The organism is Rhodococcus sp. NPDC003318, assembly GCF_042879035.1.
Lineage (GTDB): Bacteria > Actinomycetota > Actinomycetes > Mycobacteriales > Mycobacteriaceae > Rhodococcus_G.
Map to the genome: position 1 here is coordinate 677,257 of NZ_JBIAOU010000001.1, position 15,795 is coordinate 693,051.

Annotated in this window: 17 protein-coding genes; 7 read left to right on the forward strand and 10 right to left on the reverse strand. The window is 69.7% G+C overall.

Annotation, left to right across the window (positions count from 1 at the left end):
• The first annotated feature begins 20 nt into the window (after positions 1–20).
• The 3 genes from ACFYVR_RS02955 to ACFYVR_RS02965 are packed head-to-tail and all read left to right on the forward strand — an operon-like array spanning position 21 to position 1,931.
• On the forward strand, positions 21–629 hold the full coding sequence (locus ACFYVR_RS02955; protein WP_387469415.1) for a biotin transporter BioY: 609 nt from the start codon (positions 21–23) through the stop codon (positions 627–629).
• A gap of 19 nt (positions 630–648) precedes the next feature.
• Positions 649–1,329, forward strand: coding sequence for an energy-coupling factor ABC transporter ATP-binding protein (locus ACFYVR_RS02960; RefSeq protein ID WP_387469417.1), 681 nt, complete (start codon positions 649–651; stop codon positions 1,327–1,329).
• Positions 1,326–1,931, forward strand: coding sequence for an energy-coupling factor transporter transmembrane component T family protein (locus ACFYVR_RS02965; protein WP_387469419.1), 606 nt, complete (start codon positions 1,326–1,328; stop codon positions 1,929–1,931). The genes ACFYVR_RS02960 and ACFYVR_RS02965 overlap by 4 nt, the downstream gene beginning before the upstream one ends.
• Before the next feature lie 60 nt (positions 1,932–1,991).
• On the opposite strand, the gene ACFYVR_RS02970 is transcribed toward ACFYVR_RS02965, so the two are convergent.
• The 4 genes from ACFYVR_RS02970 to pgsA all read right to left on the reverse strand — a co-directional run bounded on the left by ACFYVR_RS02970 (position 1,992) and on the right by pgsA (position 4,625).
• The gene (locus tag ACFYVR_RS02970; protein WP_387469421.1) at positions 1,992–2,825 is read right to left on the reverse strand and encodes a PspA/IM30 family protein; all 834 of its coding nucleotides are present in this window, start codon (positions 2,823–2,825) and stop codon (positions 1,992–1,994) included.
• Positions 2,826–3,046: 221 nt separating this feature from the next.
• Positions 3,047–3,424, reverse strand: coding sequence for a helix-turn-helix domain-containing protein (locus ACFYVR_RS02975; RefSeq protein ID WP_387469430.1), 378 nt, complete (start codon positions 3,422–3,424; stop codon positions 3,047–3,049).
• Positions 3,425–3,510: 86 nt separating this feature from the next.
• A complete protein-coding gene (locus ACFYVR_RS02980; RefSeq protein WP_387469434.1) occupies positions 3,511–4,020 on the reverse strand; it encodes a CinA family protein in 510 nt (169 codons plus the stop codon).
• The gene (gene pgsA, locus ACFYVR_RS02985; protein ID WP_387469436.1) at positions 4,017–4,625 is read right to left on the reverse strand and encodes a CDP-diacylglycerol--glycerol-3-phosphate 3-phosphatidyltransferase; all 609 of its coding nucleotides are present in this window, start codon (positions 4,623–4,625) and stop codon (positions 4,017–4,019) included. The genes ACFYVR_RS02980 and pgsA overlap by 4 nt, the downstream gene beginning before the upstream one ends.
• A gap of 158 nt (positions 4,626–4,783) precedes the next feature.
• On the opposite strand from pgsA, the gene ACFYVR_RS02990 reads away from it, so the two are divergent.
• On the forward strand, positions 4,784–5,308 hold the full coding sequence (locus ACFYVR_RS02990; protein ID WP_387469438.1) for an amino-acid N-acetyltransferase: 525 nt from the start codon (positions 4,784–4,786) through the stop codon (positions 5,306–5,308).
• Positions 5,309–5,354: 46 nt separating this feature from the next.
• Positions 5,355–5,648 carry a YciI family protein gene (locus ACFYVR_RS02995; protein ID WP_387469440.1) on the forward strand — a complete coding sequence of 98 codons (294 nt, stop codon included), beginning with the start codon at positions 5,355–5,357 and terminating at the stop codon, positions 5,646–5,648.
• Between the two features lie 55 nt (positions 5,649–5,703).
• On the opposite strand, the gene ACFYVR_RS03000 is transcribed toward ACFYVR_RS02995, so the two are convergent.
• From ACFYVR_RS03000 to ACFYVR_RS03010, 3 genes are all read right to left on the reverse strand, one after another.
• Positions 5,704–6,693 carry a TerC family protein gene (locus ACFYVR_RS03000; protein WP_387469442.1) on the reverse strand — a complete coding sequence of 330 codons (990 nt, stop codon included), beginning with the start codon at positions 6,691–6,693 and terminating at the stop codon, positions 5,704–5,706.
• A gap of 217 nt (positions 6,694–6,910) precedes the next feature.
• Positions 6,911–9,601, reverse strand: coding sequence for a DNA translocase FtsK 4TM domain-containing protein (locus ACFYVR_RS03005; protein ID WP_387469444.1), 2,691 nt, complete (start codon positions 9,599–9,601; stop codon positions 6,911–6,913).
• Between the two features lie 61 nt (positions 9,602–9,662).
• Positions 9,663–10,286, reverse strand: coding sequence for a TIGR03085 family metal-binding protein (locus tag ACFYVR_RS03010; protein ID WP_387469446.1), 624 nt, complete (start codon positions 10,284–10,286; stop codon positions 9,663–9,665).
• A gap of 77 nt (positions 10,287–10,363) precedes the next feature.
• On the opposite strand from ACFYVR_RS03010, the gene ACFYVR_RS03015 reads away from it, so the two are divergent.
• Positions 10,364–11,128, forward strand: coding sequence for a sulfite exporter TauE/SafE family protein (locus ACFYVR_RS03015; RefSeq protein ID WP_387470320.1), 765 nt, complete (start codon positions 10,364–10,366; stop codon positions 11,126–11,128).
• 50 nt (positions 11,129–11,178) lie between these two features.
• Here the strand turns inward: ACFYVR_RS03015 and ACFYVR_RS03020 are convergent, their stop codons facing one another.
• The 3 genes from ACFYVR_RS03020 to thyX all read right to left on the reverse strand — a co-directional run bounded on the left by ACFYVR_RS03020 (position 11,179) and on the right by thyX (position 14,830).
• Positions 11,179–13,107, reverse strand: a complete 1,929-nt coding sequence (locus ACFYVR_RS03020) for a ribonuclease J (protein ID WP_387469448.1) — start codon at positions 13,105–13,107, stop codon at positions 11,179–11,181.
• Entirely contained in the window at positions 13,104–14,009 is a 906-nt protein-coding gene (gene dapA / locus ACFYVR_RS03025) for a 4-hydroxy-tetrahydrodipicolinate synthase (protein ID WP_387469450.1), read from the reverse strand. The genes ACFYVR_RS03020 and dapA overlap by 4 nt, the downstream gene beginning before the upstream one ends.
• A gap of 68 nt (positions 14,010–14,077) precedes the next feature.
• A complete protein-coding gene (thyX, locus tag ACFYVR_RS03030) occupies positions 14,078–14,830 on the reverse strand; it encodes an FAD-dependent thymidylate synthase (protein WP_387469452.1) in 753 nt (250 codons plus the stop codon).
• A 145-nt stretch (positions 14,831–14,975) separates the two neighbouring features.
• Between thyX and ACFYVR_RS03035 the strand changes: the two genes are divergently transcribed.
• Positions 14,976–15,785 carry a tyrosine-protein phosphatase gene (locus tag ACFYVR_RS03035; RefSeq protein ID WP_387469454.1) on the forward strand — a complete coding sequence of 270 codons (810 nt, stop codon included), beginning with the start codon at positions 14,976–14,978 and terminating at the stop codon, positions 15,783–15,785.
• Positions 15,786–15,795: the final 10 nt, after the last annotated feature.

The window sequence follows — 15,795 nt, forward strand, 5'->3', positions numbered from 1 at the left end:
CACAAGGAGTTCGCACCGCCGTGTCCACCCGTACCTTCGGCGCATCGCCGATCACCGCGCGCGACCTCGCGCAGGTCGCCGTCTTCGCCGCGCTGATCATCGCGCTGGGACTACCCGGCACCATCACCGTCGGCGCCTCCGGTGTCCCGATCACCCTGCAGAGTCTCGGTGTGATGGTGGCGGGCGCGCTGCTCGGCCCGCGCAAGGGTGTGCTCGCCGTGCTGACCGTCATCGCACTGGGTCTGGCGTTGCCGGTGCTGGCCGGTGGCCGGACGTCGCTGACCTCCCTCTCCGGCCCCACCGCGGGCTTCCTGATCGGCTGGATCCCCGCCGTGGCCGTCATCGGCTGGCTCACGGTCAAGGCACTGCCGCGCTACAACGTGATCCTCGGGTCGCTGATCAACATCCTCGGCGGCGTCGTCGTGCTCTACACCTTCGGCATCGTCGGGATGCTGCTGCGCACCGACCTGACGCTGTGGGCGGCGCTGTCCGCGAACGTCACCTTCCTGCCCGGGGACATCGTCAAGGCGGTCGTCACCGCAGTGGTGGCCGCGCAGGTGCACCGTGCATATCCCGCACTGCTGACCGGTCGACGGGTGCCCGCGGCACCGGCCGCCGACCCCGCCTGACCTCGCTCGCACCCTCCCGATGAGTGAGATCCGGTTCCGATCCGTCGCCCACCACTACGGCGAGCGGGCGGTCCTCGCGGACGTCGACCTGACCCTCACCGAGGCCCGCATCGGCGTCGTCGGCGCGAACGGCAGCGGCAAGTCGACGCTCGCCCGGATGGTCAACGGCCTGATCCTGCCCAGTTCGGGGTCGGTCACCGTCGACGGCCTCGACACCGCCCGCGACGGCAGGAAGGTGCGACGCAAGGTCGGGTTCGTGTTCACCGACCCCGACCACCAGATCATCATGCCGACCGTCGCCGAGGACATCGCCTTCTCGCTCAAGCGGTCCGGGCTGTCGGCCGCCGAGCGGGGCGCACGTGTCATCGAGGTGCTCGGACGGTTCGGCCTGGCCGGACACGCCGACCACCCGACCCATCTGCTGTCGGGCGGCCAGAAGCAACTGCTCGCGCTGGCCGCGATCATGGTGACCGATCCGGAGGTGATCGTCGCCGACGAGCCGACCACACTGCTGGACCTGCGCAACACCCGCCTCGTCGCGGAGACGTTCGCGGCGCTGCCCCAGCAGCTGATCGCGGTGACCCATCACCTCGACCTGCTGACCGGATTCGACCGCGTCCTCGTCGTCGATTCCGGCGGGATCGTCGCGGACGGCTCCCCCGCCGAGGCGATCGGGTTCTACCGCCGGCTGGTCGCATGACGACTCTCGGCCTCTACCGCCCCGGGCACTCGGTGTTGCACCGGCTCCCGGCGGGAGTGAAGCTGGGCGCACTCGTGCTCGCGCTCGTGGCCTTGGCCGCTCTCGTGCGGACACCCCGCGACCTGATCCCCGCCACCGTCGCGGTCCTCGCCGGGTTCGCCGTCGCACGGATCCCCCCGCGTGTCGTCCTCGCGCAGCTGCGGCCGGTGTTCTGGATGCTGGCGTTCATCGCCGCGTTCCAGATCGTGTTCACCGGGTGGCGCCGCGCGCTCGTGGTGTGCGGGGTGCTGCTGCTGTCCGTCGCGATTGCGGCGCTGGTGTCGCTGACGACCCGCGTCCTCGACATGGTGGACGCCCTGCACCGGATCCTCGGGCCGCTGCGCCGGTTCGGCGTCGATCCCGACCGGGTCGGTCTGGTACTGGCGATGACCATCCGCTGCATTCCACTGCTCGCCGGGCTGGTGGCCCAGGTGACCGAGGCCCGCAGGGCGCGTGGTCTGAGCTTCTCGGTGCGGGCACTGGCGGTACCCGTGGTGATCGGCGCGCTGCGGACCGCGGACGCGATGGGTGAAGCGCTCGCGGCCCGCGGCGTGGACGACTGACGGCACACGACAAGGGCCCCACCGGACGTCGGTCCGGCAGGGCCCTGTGGCAGGTCGTGACTACTGTGCAGCCGGGCCTTCGGTCTTCGGGGCCGCGGCCGGGGTGGCCGGGGCAGCCGGCGCGGCGGGAGCGGCAGACGGGGTCGCGGTGCCACCGGCAGGCAGTGCCTCGCCCTTCATCGAGGCACGGATCTGCTCGAGGCGGCTGTGGCCGGCCATCTGGACGCTCGCCTGCTGCACCTCCATCATCCGGCCCTGGACCGAATTCTGCGCCAGCTCGGCAGAGCCGAGGGCGTTCGCGTAACGCTGCTCGATCTTCTCGCGCACCGCGTCGAGGCTCGGGGTGTTACCGGGTGTGGCGAGGGTCTGATCCATCGAGCGGAGCGAATCGGAGACCCGCTCCTGCATCTTCGCCTGCTCGAGCTGGCTGAGGAGCTTGGTGCGCTCGGCGATCTTCGACTGCAGTGCCATCGCGTTCTGCTCGACGGCCTTCTTGGCCTGCGCGGCGGCCTGCAGAGACTGGTCGTGCAGTGCCTTGAGATCCTCGACGGACTGCTCGGCGGTGACGAGCTGGGCCGCGAACGCCTCGGCCGCATTGGTGTACTGGATGGCCTTCTCGTTGTCGCCCGCGGCGGCGGCCTGATCGGCGAGGGTGACGGCCTGACGCGCGTTGGCGTTGAGCTTCTCGACCTCGTCGAGCTGACGGCTGAGCTTCATCTCCAGCTGACGCTGGTTTCCGATGACCGACGCGGCCTGCTGCGAGAGGGCCTGGTGCTGGCGCTGCGCGTCCTCGATTGCCTGCTGAATCTGAACCTTCGGATCCGCCTTCTCGTCGATCTTCGAGTTGAAGAGCGCCATCAGGTACTTCCAGCCCTTGACGAACGGGTTAGCCATGGGTTTGATCCTGCCTCCATCTGATGCGCCGCGTCATCCGCGACCCGATGCGCGACCGTCGCACACCGCCTCGTGCACTGCCCTCATGTACTGGCAAACCCACCGGACGCGATCTGGTGGTCTGGGTCCGAATCTACCGCGATCGGACCCCTCGCACCGCGCCCCGCGCTCGATCACCACACCGCCCTCTCGCGGCGGCGGCGAGCACGGAACGCGTTCGATCAGGCCGCGGCGAGCGCTGCAGCAGGCGGGCCCGGGATCACCATCAGCGTGTCCTCGTCGATGTGCGACGTCGTGCCGGCACGCACCGCGGACTGCGCGGCGGTCTCCACCGGAGGCACCGACGCCTCGGAACGCGTCACGGTGGAGTCGGACAGTGTCTCGCTCACGTCGTGCAGCACCTCGGACAGGGGCACGTCGAGGGCGTCGCAGATGGCTGCGAGCAGTTCGCTCGAGGCCTCCTTGCGCCCGCGCTCGACCTCGGAGAGGTAGCCGAGACTGACCCGGGCAGTGCTCGACACCTCGCGCAGCGTCCTGCTCTGGGCGACCCTGGTCCGCCGCAGACTGTCACCGATCGCTTCTCGCAACAACACGGTCATCCGGCACCTCCTTCTTCCGTACCCGACTGTCCGTTCAACGAGTCCTGTTCGTTCAACGAGGTTGAGTGGCGAATAGGTTCCCGACCCTATCCCGCCGTGTCCGATCGCACGCGACCGAGGAGGTCCGACACGGCCTCGACCACCGCGTCGCGGCGAATCTGCCAGCGGCTTCCGGACACCACGAGCTGACGGGTGTGGACCCCGTCCGGGCCCGCAACTGCGAGAAAGACAGTGCCGACGGGCTTGCCGTCCTGCGGATCCGGGCCCGCGACACCGGTCAGTCCGATTCCCCAGTCCGCGCCGCAGCGCGACGCCGCACCGGCCGCCAGCTCCGCCGCCGTGGTCGCCGCGACCGGTCCGTCCGCGGCCAGCGTGTCCCGGTCGACGCCGGCCAGTTCCGCCTTGAGTTCGGTGGCGTAGGCGATCAGCCCGCCCCGCAGGACCGCGCTGGCGCCCGGCACGCCCGCGATCGTCGCCGACAGCAGTCCCGCGGTCAGCGACTCGGCGGTGGCCACCGTCTGTCCGCGAGCGGTCAGTTCCGCGACCAGTTCGACGGCGGGTGTCCCGGCGACCAGTGGGTCGGTGGAGTCGTTCACGACACCGGAGGATGCGCGTGCACACCGGCGCGTAGCCGGATCGACTGCACCACGTAGTCCAGCCCGGTGACCACGGTGAGCAGGACCGCCACCCCCATCACGATCGCCGCGGCGGTCAGCCAGCCGCCGGACAACGGCAGCAGGTACAGCCCGATGGCGACGGTCTGCACGAGTGTCTTGAGCTTGCCGCCCCGACTGGCAGGGATCACGCCGTGCCGGAGCACCGCGAACCGGAGCAGGGTGACACCGATCTCGCGGACCGCGATGATCCCGGTGACCCACCAACTCAGGTCGCCGAGGATCGACAGTCCTACGAGTGCGGCCCCGATCAGGGCCTTGTCGGCGATCGGGTCGGCGAGTTTGCCGAAGTCGGTGACCAGACCGTACTTGCGGGCCAGCTGACCGTCGATCCGATCGGTGACGGCGGCGATCGCGAACACTCCGGTGGCGGCGATCCGCCACGCCGTGTCGTGGCCGCCCCCGGCGAACAGCGTCAGCAGGAACACCGGCACCAGGACGATACGCACGATCGTGAGCACGTTGGCGATGTTGAGCAGCGGGACCTCGTGCTCGGACACTGTCTCGGGATGGTCAGGGGTGGGCATCGCCACACCGTCCGATTCCCACCGCCCAGCAGTCATCGGCGCACCGACTGCGGTACGCACCGACGGACCACGCCCTTGTTTTCGGGGAGGCGGGCGGAGGCGAGTCGGTGCGGCACACGGCTCAGGATATCGTTAGCTGCCCGACTACTGTGCACCCCATGACTTCAAGCCCCAGCGCATCCGACCCGGATGCGCCCATCATCCGGCGGGCGCGCACTTCCGACATCCCGGACATCAAGCGTCTGATCGACATCTACGCCGGCCGCATCCTGCTCGAGAAGAACCTCGTGACGCTCTACGAAGCGGTGCAGGAGTTCTGGGTCGCCGAGCTGGGCGGCCGGGTCGTGGGTTGCGGTGCACTGCACGTGCTGTGGGCCGATCTGGGCGAGATCCGTACGGTTGCCGTCGATCCGGCCGTCAAGGGGCACGGTCTCGGGCACCGGGTGGTGGCGCGGCTGGTCGAGGTGGCCCGCGAGCTGGAACTCGAGCGGGTGTTCGTGCTGACGTTCGAGGTCGCGTTCTTCGGCAGGCACGGGTTCGTCGAGATCGAGGGCACGCCGGTGACGGCCGAGGTGTACGCCGAGATGTGCCGGTCCTACGACACCGGTGTCGCCGAGTTCCTCGACCTGAGCTACGTGAAACCGAACACCCTGGGCAACAGCCGGATGCTGCTCACGCTCTGACAGGATCGACACCCCACCGACATTTCTCACGGAGAGCGAGTCCGCAGTGCCCGTCATCGCAGTCGAGTACACGTACAGCGACACCACCGCAGCCGTCCGCGACACCGTGCGCCCCGACCACCGGGCGTGGCTCGGCGGCCTGGTCGACGCGGGAACCGTCCTGAGCACGGGCCCGTACGCCGACGGCCGCGGGGCACTGATCCTCGTCGCCGCAGCCGACGCGGAGACCGCCCGGGCACTGTTCGCGAACGACCCGTTCGCGAAGGCCGACCTGATCGAATCCGCACGGTTCACCGAGTGGACGCCGGTCATGGGCGCGTTCTCCGCGACCGAGAGCTGACCGACGACCACAGGTCCTTGCGCGGGCCCGGACCGGGCCCGCGCAGGGATGTCCGTCAGGCGCTGGCCTTCTCGCTGTCGCCGCGGGTCTTGATCAGGCTGGCGACCGTGGTCACGACGAGTACACCGACGATGAAGGTCAGCGAGAACGCGATGCTGACCTCGGGGACGGAGACGTGCTCGCCGCCGTTGACGAACGGCAGGGTGTTCTCGTGCAGCGCGTGCAGCACGAGCTTGACGCCGATGAACGCCAGGATGATCGACAGGCCGTACGACAGGTACACCAGCCGCTCGAGCAGGCCACCGATGAGGAAGTACAGCTGCCGCAGGCCCATCAGCGCGAACGCGTTCGCGGTGAACACGATGTACGGCTCCTGGGTGAGGCCGTAGATCGCCGGGATCGAGTCGAGCGCGAACAGGATGTCGGTGAACCCGATCGCGACCAGGGCGAGGAGCAGCGGGGTGACGAAGCGCTTGCCGTCGATCTTGGTGACCAGCTTGTCGCCGTCGTACTCGTCGGTGGTCGGCACGAACTTGCGGACGATCGACACGATCCGGTTGTCGCGCTTCTCCTCCGCCTCCGCTTCGTCGCCGTGGTCCTTGACCAGCTTGATCGCGGTGTACACGAGGAAGAAACCGAAGAGGTAGAAGATCCAGCTGTACGCGTTGATCGCGGCCGCGCCGACCGCGATGAACAGGCCACGCAGCACCAGTGCCAGCACGATGCCGATCAGCAGGACCTTCTGCTGGTACTCACGTGGCACCGCGAAACTCGACATGATGATGACGAAGACGAACAGGTTGTCCACCGAGAGCGCCTTCTCGGTGATGTATCCGGCGAAGTACTCGCCACCCGCACCCGTGCCCCACTGCCACATGACGAAGAGCCCGAACAGGATCGCGATCCCGATGTAGACGACCGACCAGAAGCCGGACTCACGCAGGGTGGGGGCGTGCGGTGTCCGCACGTGTGCGAAGAAGTCGAAGACGAACAGGCCCAGGATCACCAGACAGGTGATGATCCAGACCAGCGGGGTGATGTGCACCAGCATTCCTCCGGGGTCGGTGAAGACACCGGAGGTCTCTCCCGCCGTCCGTCACCCGACCGGCACGCGTAGCGTGCCGTCGGAACGTCCGACCGACAACCCCGGAGCGGCGACGGCGCCGATCGTGTTGACGAGGTTGCCACGGAATTCGGGGATACTCCCCTCCAAAGCCTCCTCATTCAATCACAGCCGCGGCCCCGTGCCACGATCGTGCAGGTCAGTCCGCCGCGGGCGATTCGTCCGGATCACCGCCGCGGATCGACCACAGCAACCCGTCCAGTTCATCCGGTTTGATCAGCACCTCACGCGCCTTGGACCCCTCACTCGGTCCGACGACGCCGCGGGTCTCCATCAGGTCCATCAGCCGGCCCGCCTTCGCGAAGCCGACCCGCAGCTTGCGCTGCAGCATCGACGTGGAGCCGAACTGGCTGGTCACCACCAGTTCGACGGCTTGGAGCAGCACGTCCATGTCGTCGCCGATGTCCGGGTCGACATCCTTCTTCTCGGCGGCCTTGGCGGTGGTGACGCCCTCGGTGTATTCGGGCTCGGCCTGGTTCTTGGTGAAGTCGACGACGGCCGCGATCTCCTCGTCGGTGATGAACGCGCCCTGCATGCGAGTCGGCTTCCCGGCGCCCATCGGCAGGAACAGTCCGTCACCCATGCCGATCAGCTTCTCGGCGCCCGGCTGGTCGAGGATGACCCGGGAGTCGGTCAGCGAACTGGTCGCGAACGCGAGCCGCGACGGCACGTTGGTCTTGATCAGGCCGGTCACCACGTCCACCGACGGGCGCTGGGTCGCCAGCACCAGGTGGATCCCCGCCGCGCGGGCCTTCTGGGTGATCCGGACGATCGCCTCCTCGACGTCACGCGGGGCGGTCATCATCAGGTCGGCGAGCTCGTCGACTATGGCCAGGATGTACGGGTACGGGCGGTACACCCGCTCGCTGCCCAGCGGCGCGGTGATCTCCCCCGACCTGACCTTCTTGTTGAAGTCGTCGATGTGCCGGACCTTGTTGGCCTGCATGTCCTGGTAGCGCTGTTCCATCTCCTCCACCAGCCAGGCCAGTGCCGCGGCGGCCTTCTTCGGCTGGGTGATGATGGGCGTGATCAGGTGCGGGATGCCCTCGTAGGGCGTCAACTCGACCATCTTCGGGTCGATCAGGATCATCCTGACCTCGTCGGGAGTCGCCCGCTGCAGCAGCGACACCAGCATCGAGTTCACGAAGCTGGACTTACCGGAGCCGGTGGAACCGGCCACCAGCAGGTGCGGCATCTTCGCGAGGTTCGCACTGACGAAGTCGCCCTCGATGTCCTTGCCGAGGCCGATGACCAGTGGGTGGTGGTCCTTGCGGGTGCTCGGCGCGGCGAGGACGTCCGCGAGCCGGACCATCTCCCGGTCCGTGTTCGGCACCTCGATGCCGACCGCCGACTTGCCCGGGATCGGGGCGAGCAGCCGCACGTTGTCGGTGGCCACCGCATAGGCGATGTTGCGGGCGAGCGCGGTGATCTTCTCGACCTTCACACCCGGGCCGAGTTCGACCTCGTAGCGGGTGACGGTCGGGCCGCGCGTGTAGCCGGTCACGGCGGCGTCGATCTTGAACTGCTCGAGCACCTCGCTGATCGCCTCGATCATCGACTGGTTGGCGGCGCTGCCGGTCTTCGGAGGGTCTCCCTCGATCAGCAACGACGCCGGCGGCAGCGTGTAGTCGCCCTCGACGACGCGGTCCGGGATCAGCAACTCGGGCTCGTCGTCGGCCGGCTTCGGCGCCGGTTTGGGAGCCGGCCTGGGCTTCGGCGCCGGTTTCGGGGCGGGCGGCTCGGCGGCCACGGCGGCGGGCGGTTCCGGGACGAGCACCTCGGTCGGCTTGTACGCGCTGTCGTCGAGCGGGTAGTTGGTGGCCGGGTCCGCGGGGCCGGGGTCGTCGACGGGATAACCGTCCGCGTCGAAGAGAGCCGGATCGTAGTCGTCGTCCCGGCGTCGCCGCGACGGGCGCAGGGTGCGCAGCCCCTTGAGGTAGTCGGGTGCGTGGTCGCCGTACTCGGATGCCGCGTCGTCGACGAAGTCGGGGTCGTCGGCGAAGTCGGGGTCGTCCCCGCCGTCGTACGGCTGGTAGTCGTCGTGGCGTGAGGTGCCGAACAGTGAGCGCAGCCGGCCCGGAACCTCCCGCACCGTGGTGCCGGTCAACAGGAGGACCCCGAATCCCATCGCGAGCAGCAGGAGCGGGACCGAGAGCCAGAAGGTCAGCCCGTCGGTGAGCGGTCCGCCGGCGGCGTAGCCGACGATGCCCGCACCCTCGGCGCGTCCGGCGGCGTCCCGGGGTTCGCCGCTGATGACGTGGAAGACACCGAGAGCGGGGATCGCGATCAGCAGTGATCCGAGCACGAGGCGCGGACGGACTTCGGGGTTCGGTTCCGACCTCATCAGGATGACCGCGATCACGACACCGACGATCGGCAACAACGCAGCGGCGCCGCCGAACAGTGCCCGGACCCCGGTTTCGATCCAGCTGCCGACCGGTCCGCCGGCGCCGAACCACATGGCGACGGCGATCACCGCGCTGACGGCGATCAGGCCGAGCGCGATGCCGTCGCGGCGGTGTCCGTGTTCGATGTCGGCGGCCCGTCCGACGGTCCGGGTCGTCGCGCCGACCCCCCGCGCGACGAGGGTCCAGCCGCGGCCGAGTCCGGTCCCGACGGCGCGGAGGGCGCCACCCGACGACTTCTTCTTCGCCGCCGGACGGCGGTTGGCCGGTCGCGGAGCGGTCGCCTTACGGGGCGTGGTCACGGTCTTCGTCGTGCGGGTGCGTGGCTTCGACCCTGATCCGGATCCACTCGACGCGCCGCGCGCGGAGGACCGCGGCGCGGACGACGCGCTCGTGGTTGATCGGGTTCCGGACTTACCTGCCATGCCGCTCAGGCTAGTCGCTCAGGCCCCATCGGGACCATCCGCAACACCCGCACCACTGCCCTCAGATGCCGCGGTCCAACGCCGTGACCGCGGCGACGGCGTCCTCGGGACCGTCCATGACCAGCCGGACGCGGTCCCGCCCGAAGGCGTGCAGCGTCAACTCGGCGGGTGTGCCGGACAGCACCACCTCGACACCGCCGGAACGTCCCAGGCTCGCCCGTCTGCCGTTGCCTGCGTCGAGGACGACCGCGCACGGGGCCTTCCGGTACGACCGCCTGCCCATCCTCCTGGCGAGGGTCCACAGGGCGGCGTCCCACGCTGCGCCCAGTTCCCGCGGTTCCCACTCCGGTCCGGCGCGGCGCACGTCCTCGTGGTGGACGAACATCTCCCCCAGGTTGGCCTGCGCGTCGATCGGTCGCAGCGGGGACCAGAGCGGCGGTCCGCTGTCGACGAGCGCGAGCAGCTCGGCATACGGCCGCGACGCGAACTCCGCCTGCACCGTCGCGGTGTGGAATGCCAGGGCCGGGACGAGGATCCCGGCGGAGGCGTCCGGTCGACGCTCGCGCACCACCAGGTGGGCCGCCAGATCGCGGGTGGTCCAGGTACCGCAGAGGGTGGGCGCGTCCGGCCCGACCTCGGTCATCGTCTGCACGAGGGCGTGGCGTTCGTCACGGGCGAGGCTCATGGTCGCGGAGGGTACCGTCCCCGGCCGTCGTCGGCAGTGCAGCGCGCATTAGCGTTCCCCCGGTGAGTGCCTTCGAGATGGTCGTGATCGCCCTGGCGGGATTCTGTGCGGGCGGGATCAACTCGATCGTCGGCTCGGGGACCCTCGTCACCTTCCCGACGCTCGTCGCGTTCGGGTACCCACCGGTGGTCGCGACGATGTCGAACGCGGTCGGGCTCGTCGCCGGTGGCGTCTCGGGCACGTGGGGATACCGCCGCGAGCTGCGAGGCCAGTGGGACCGGTTGCGGTGGCAGATCCCGGCGTCGCTGCTCGGTGCCGCAGTGGGCGCCTACCTGCTGCTGCACCTGCCGGAGAAGGCGTTCGTCACCATCGTGCCGGTGCTGCTCGTCGCGGCGCTGGTCCTGGTGGTGACCGGTCCACGAATCCAGGCGTGGGCGCGGGAACGTGCCGAAGCCGCGGGACGCAGCGCCGACCACGTCGGGACTGGCCGGATGGTGGCACTGACCGCGGGCACGTTCGCGGTCGGTGTCTACGGCGGCTACTTCACCGCGGCGCAGGGCATCCTGTTGATCGCGGTGATGGGCGCGCTGCTGCCGGAGTCGATGCAGCGGATGAACGCGGCGAAGAACCTGCTGTCACTGCTGGTGAACATCGTCGCCGCGACCGCGTACACGATCGTCGCGTTCGACCGGATCAGCTGGGCCGCGGCGGGCCTGATCGCGGTCGGCTCGCTCGTCGGCGGCTCGGTCGGCGCCCGGTACGGCCGACGCCTGTCCCCCACCGCGCTGCGGACCGCGATCGTCGTGCTCGGCGTGATCGGTCTGTGGCGGTTGTTGGCCTGAGACACGGATCGGCCCCCGGTGCGGGACCGGGGGCCGATCGAGTTTCGGTGTCAGACCCCGATGACGGTCGGGACGATCATCGGGCGACGGCGGTATTTGTCGGCGACCCACCGGCCGACGACGCGTCGCACGGCCTGCGCGATCCGGTGGATGTCGGTGACACCCTCGCCGGCGAGCCGGGCCAGCTCGGACTCCACCAGGACCGCCGCCTCCTTCAGTGCGGCCGGGTCGTCGGAGAATCCGCGCCCGGACAGCTGCGGAGTGCTCACCGCCTTGCCGGTGTGCTCGTCGACGGCGAGGGAGATGGAGATGAACCCGCCCTCCCCGAGGATCAACCGGTCCGACAGCGTCGAGTCGCCGACGTCGCCGACGGAGTTGCCGTCCACGTAGACGTGCCCGACCGGGACACGGCCGACGATCTCGGCGAGCCCGTCGACCATGTCGACGACGACACCGTCCTCCGCGAGGACGATCCGGTCCTCCGGCACGCCGGTCGCGGCCGCGAGCGCGGCGTTCGCCCGCAGATGCCGCCATTCGCCGTGCACCGGCATCGCGTTGGTGGGTCGGACGGCGTTGTACAGGTACAGCAGCTCACCCGCGGAGGCGTGCCCGGACACGTGCACCTTCGCGCTCTGCTGCGTGACGACGGTGGCGCCGCGCTTGGCGAGCCCGTTGACGACCGCGAACACCGAGTTCTCGTTGCCGGGGATCAGCGACGACGCCAGGACCACGAGGTCGTTGGCGCGGATGTTGATCTGCCGGTGCTCCCCTCGCGCCATCCGCGACAGCGCCGACAGCGGTTCGCCCTGGGACCCGGTGGAGATGAGGACGAGCCGGTCGTCGGGCAGGTTCGCGGCGGTGTCGATGTCGACGACGACGCCGTCCGGCACGGTCAGGTACCCGAGGTCCTGCGCGATCTGCATGTTGCGGACCATCGACCGCCCGACGAACGCGATCTTGCGGTTGTAGCGGACCGCGACGTCGACCACCTGCTGGATGCGGTGCACGTGGCTGGCGAACGACGCGACGATCACCCGCTGCGTCGCCTTGCCGATGACGCCGTCGAGGACGCCACCGATCTCGCGTTCGGGGGTGACGAATCCGGGGACCTCGGCGTTGGTGGAGTCGACGAGGAACAGGTCGACGCCCTCGTCGCCGAGCCGGGAGAACCCGGCGAGGTCGGTGAGCCGGCCGTCGAGGGGCAGCTGGTCGAGCTTGATGTCGCCGGTGTGCAGCGCAAGACCCGCGGAGGTGCGGATGGCGACGGCGATGGCGTCCGGGATGGAGTGGTTCACGGCGAAGTACTCGCACTCGAACGGACCGTGCGTGGTGCGCTGTCCCTCGACGACCTCGACGAGGGTGGGACGCTGCCGGTGTTCACGGCACTTGGCGGCGACCAGCGCGAGCGTGAACTTCGAGCCGACGACCGGCACGTCGGGGCGCAGGCGCAGCAGGAACGGCAGCGCACCGATGTGGTCCTCGTGCCCATGGGTGAGCACGACGGCCTCGACGTCGGCCATCCGGTCCTCGATGTGCGCGAAGTCCGGCAGGATCAGGTCGACGCCGGGCTGTTGGTCCTCGGGGAACAGCACGCCGCAGTCGACGATGAGCAGCTTGCCCTGGTGCTCGAACACGGTCATGTTGCGGCCGATCTCGCCGATGCCGCCGAGCGCGACGACCCGCAGACCGTTGTGGGGCGCCTTCGGCGGCAGTCCGAGACGTTCGGTGGGGTCGACGCCGACGAGTCCGTCGGGACGGTTGTTCGACTGCTTCTGCGACCGGCCCCCGCCCTGGGACCTGCGCCGGCGGGGCGTCTTCGCCGCGGACGACTTCTCGGGTGGGGTCGCCGCACCCGTGGTGGCACGCTCCGGAGGCGTCGCGGCCGCGGTGACCTCGGGAGCGGAGGTGGCCTCGGGTGCCGGCGCGGACGGCGGTCCGGGCTGTCGCCGCGCGCTGCGGCGGCGCGGCGGGCGGGTCACGAGAGTGCCCCTGCCGCACGGAGATCGGCGGCGAGGGCGTCCAGTTGCTCCGGCGTGGCGGGAACTTGTGGAAGCCGAGGATCACCGACCTCGATGCCCTGCAGCCGCAGACCGGCCTTCGATGCGGTGACGCCACCGAGGGCGCCGGCGGACCGGATCACCGGCAGGAGGCCGGCGTTGATCTCACGGGCCCGCACGACGTCACCGGACCGGTACGCGGCGAGCAGGTCCCGCAGACCGCCGGGCACGAGATGTCCGATGACGCTGACGAATCCGACGGCGCCGACCGACAGCCACGGCAGGTTGAGCGCGTCGTCACCGGAGTAGAACAGCAGGTCGGTGTTGGCGATCAACTCGGCACCGGCTGCGAGGTCGCCCTTGGCGTCCTTGACGGCCTTGATGCGGGGATGCTCGGCGAGCCGGTAGATGGTCTCGGTCGCGATCGGGACCACCGAGCGCGGCGGAATGTCGTAGAGCATCACGGGCAGGTCGGTGGCGTCGGCGACGGCGGTGAAGTGCGCGAGCAGGCCCGCCTGCGGCGGCTTCGAGTAGTAGGGGGTGACGACGAGGAGCCCGTCGGCGCCGGCCTTCGCGGCGTCGCGAGCGAGTTCGACACTGTGGGCGGTGTCGTTGCTGCCCGCACCCGCGACGATCTTGGCGCGGTCACCGACGGCGTCGATCACGGCGCGCATCAGCTCGAGCTTCTCGGATTCGGTGGTGGTCGGCGATTCGCCGGTGGTGCCGGCGAGGACGAGTCCGTCGCACCCGCCGTCCACGAGGTGGGCGGCCAGCCGCACGCCCGCATCCACATCCAGCTTCCCGTCGGCAGTGAACGGGGTCACCATCGCAGTCAGGATGGTGCCGAACGGGTGCTCGACTGGAGCGGATTCAGCGTTGGTCATGGTTGTCAAGGTTACCCGGTGGCGGTGCCCCGCCCGCACCACGTGCGGGCCGGACACACCGACGCCGGTCAGGCCCCGGCGTCGAACTCGCTGAAGGCGATCTCGGAGCCGTCGGACAGCTCCGCAATCTCGAAGTCCCCGAACACGTTCGGGGCCGCAGCGGACAGCTGACGCAGGCACTCGACGGCGACCCCGCGGATCTCGACGTCCGCGTGCTCGGTGGCCCGCATCGTGATGAAGTGCCGCCACGCGCGGTAGTTGCCGGTGACGACGAGTCTGGTCTCGGTGGCGTTGGGCAGGACCGCCCGAGCGGCCTGCCTGGCCTGGCGGCCCCGCAGCGAGCCGTTGGGCACGTGCGCGAGCGCGGTGTCGAGCGCTTCGAGGAGCTCACCGTAGGCGGCCCGGCTGGCGTCCGTGGCGGCCGCGAACAGCGCCTCGAGTTCCGGGTTGCCCGCCACTGCGGGCGGCACCACGACCTTCGAGTCCCGTTCGGGCACGGACCGCTGCGAGAGCTGCGAGAACGACAGGTGCCGATGCCGGATCAGTTCGTGGGTGCACGACCGCGAGATGCCGGTGATGTAGAAGCTGACACTGCCGTGTTCGAGCACCGAGTCGTGCCCCACCTCGAGCAGGTGTCGGATGTATCCGGCGTTGGTCGCGGTGCGCGGATTCGGCTTTTCCCAGCTCTGGTAACAGGCACGGCCGGCGAACTCGACGAGCGCCTCGCCGCCGTCGGCATCGGTCGACCAGGGCACGTCGTCGGGCGCGAAGAACTCCGTCTTCGCGATGAGCCGCACCTCGAGGGACACCGCTTGCCGCACCGCACACCCTTCCGCCATCTGCACTTGCCCGCACCCTATCCAACTTCCGTTCGTTTCCCTTCCGGACACCGATTCCCCACCTGGGTGCCACGTCGACGGTGTAGACCAGAGCGAGCGTCCAGTTGTTTGTCCCGAAGGAGCCCAGGTGACCCGCACCCGATCCCGACTGCTGCGCACGGCAGGCACCGTCGCGGCCGCCGCGCTGTTCGTCGGCGGCACCTCGAGCGTTGCCGCCCTCGCTCCCGCCGCCGTCGCCGTCGCCGTCGCCGACCAACTCGACTTCGATCGTTCGCTGCACCTCGACGGGGCGAGGAACGCCCGCGACGTCGGCGGCTACACGACGACGGAGGGGAAGACGGTCAGGACCGGGCTCGTGTACCGCACGGACACGCTGAACAATCTGAGCGGAGGCGACCTGACGAAACTCGAGTCGCTGGACGTGACGGTGGTCGACGACCTGCGGACCGTCTACGAGCGGAGCATCCAGCCGGACCGGATCCCGTCGGGGGCGACGGCCAACTGGTACGACGTCCTCGGCGGCTCCTCGCCGACCACCCTGGTCGACCTGAACTCCGCCTACGTCGCGTTCATCGACGGCCCCGGCGCGAGCGAGGCGTTCGCGTCGGTGTTGCGCGACATCCGCGACAGCGACGGTGCCGTGCTCTACCACTGCAGTGCCGGCAAGGACCGGACCGGCTGGACGACCGCGGTCCTGCTGACGATCCTCGGCGTGGACCGGGCGACGGTGAACGCGGACTTCATGCTCTCGAACGACTACCGCGGCACGGACGGTGTCACCGGCACCGGATCGATCGACGGGGTGCAGCAGGGCTGGCTGGACACCGCGTTCGCGACCGCCGAGCAGCGCCACGGCAGCTTCGACGCCTACGTGCGCGACGGCCTGGGCCTGACCGACGCGGACATCACGGTACTGAAGACCAAACTCCTCCAGTGACGTCACGGTG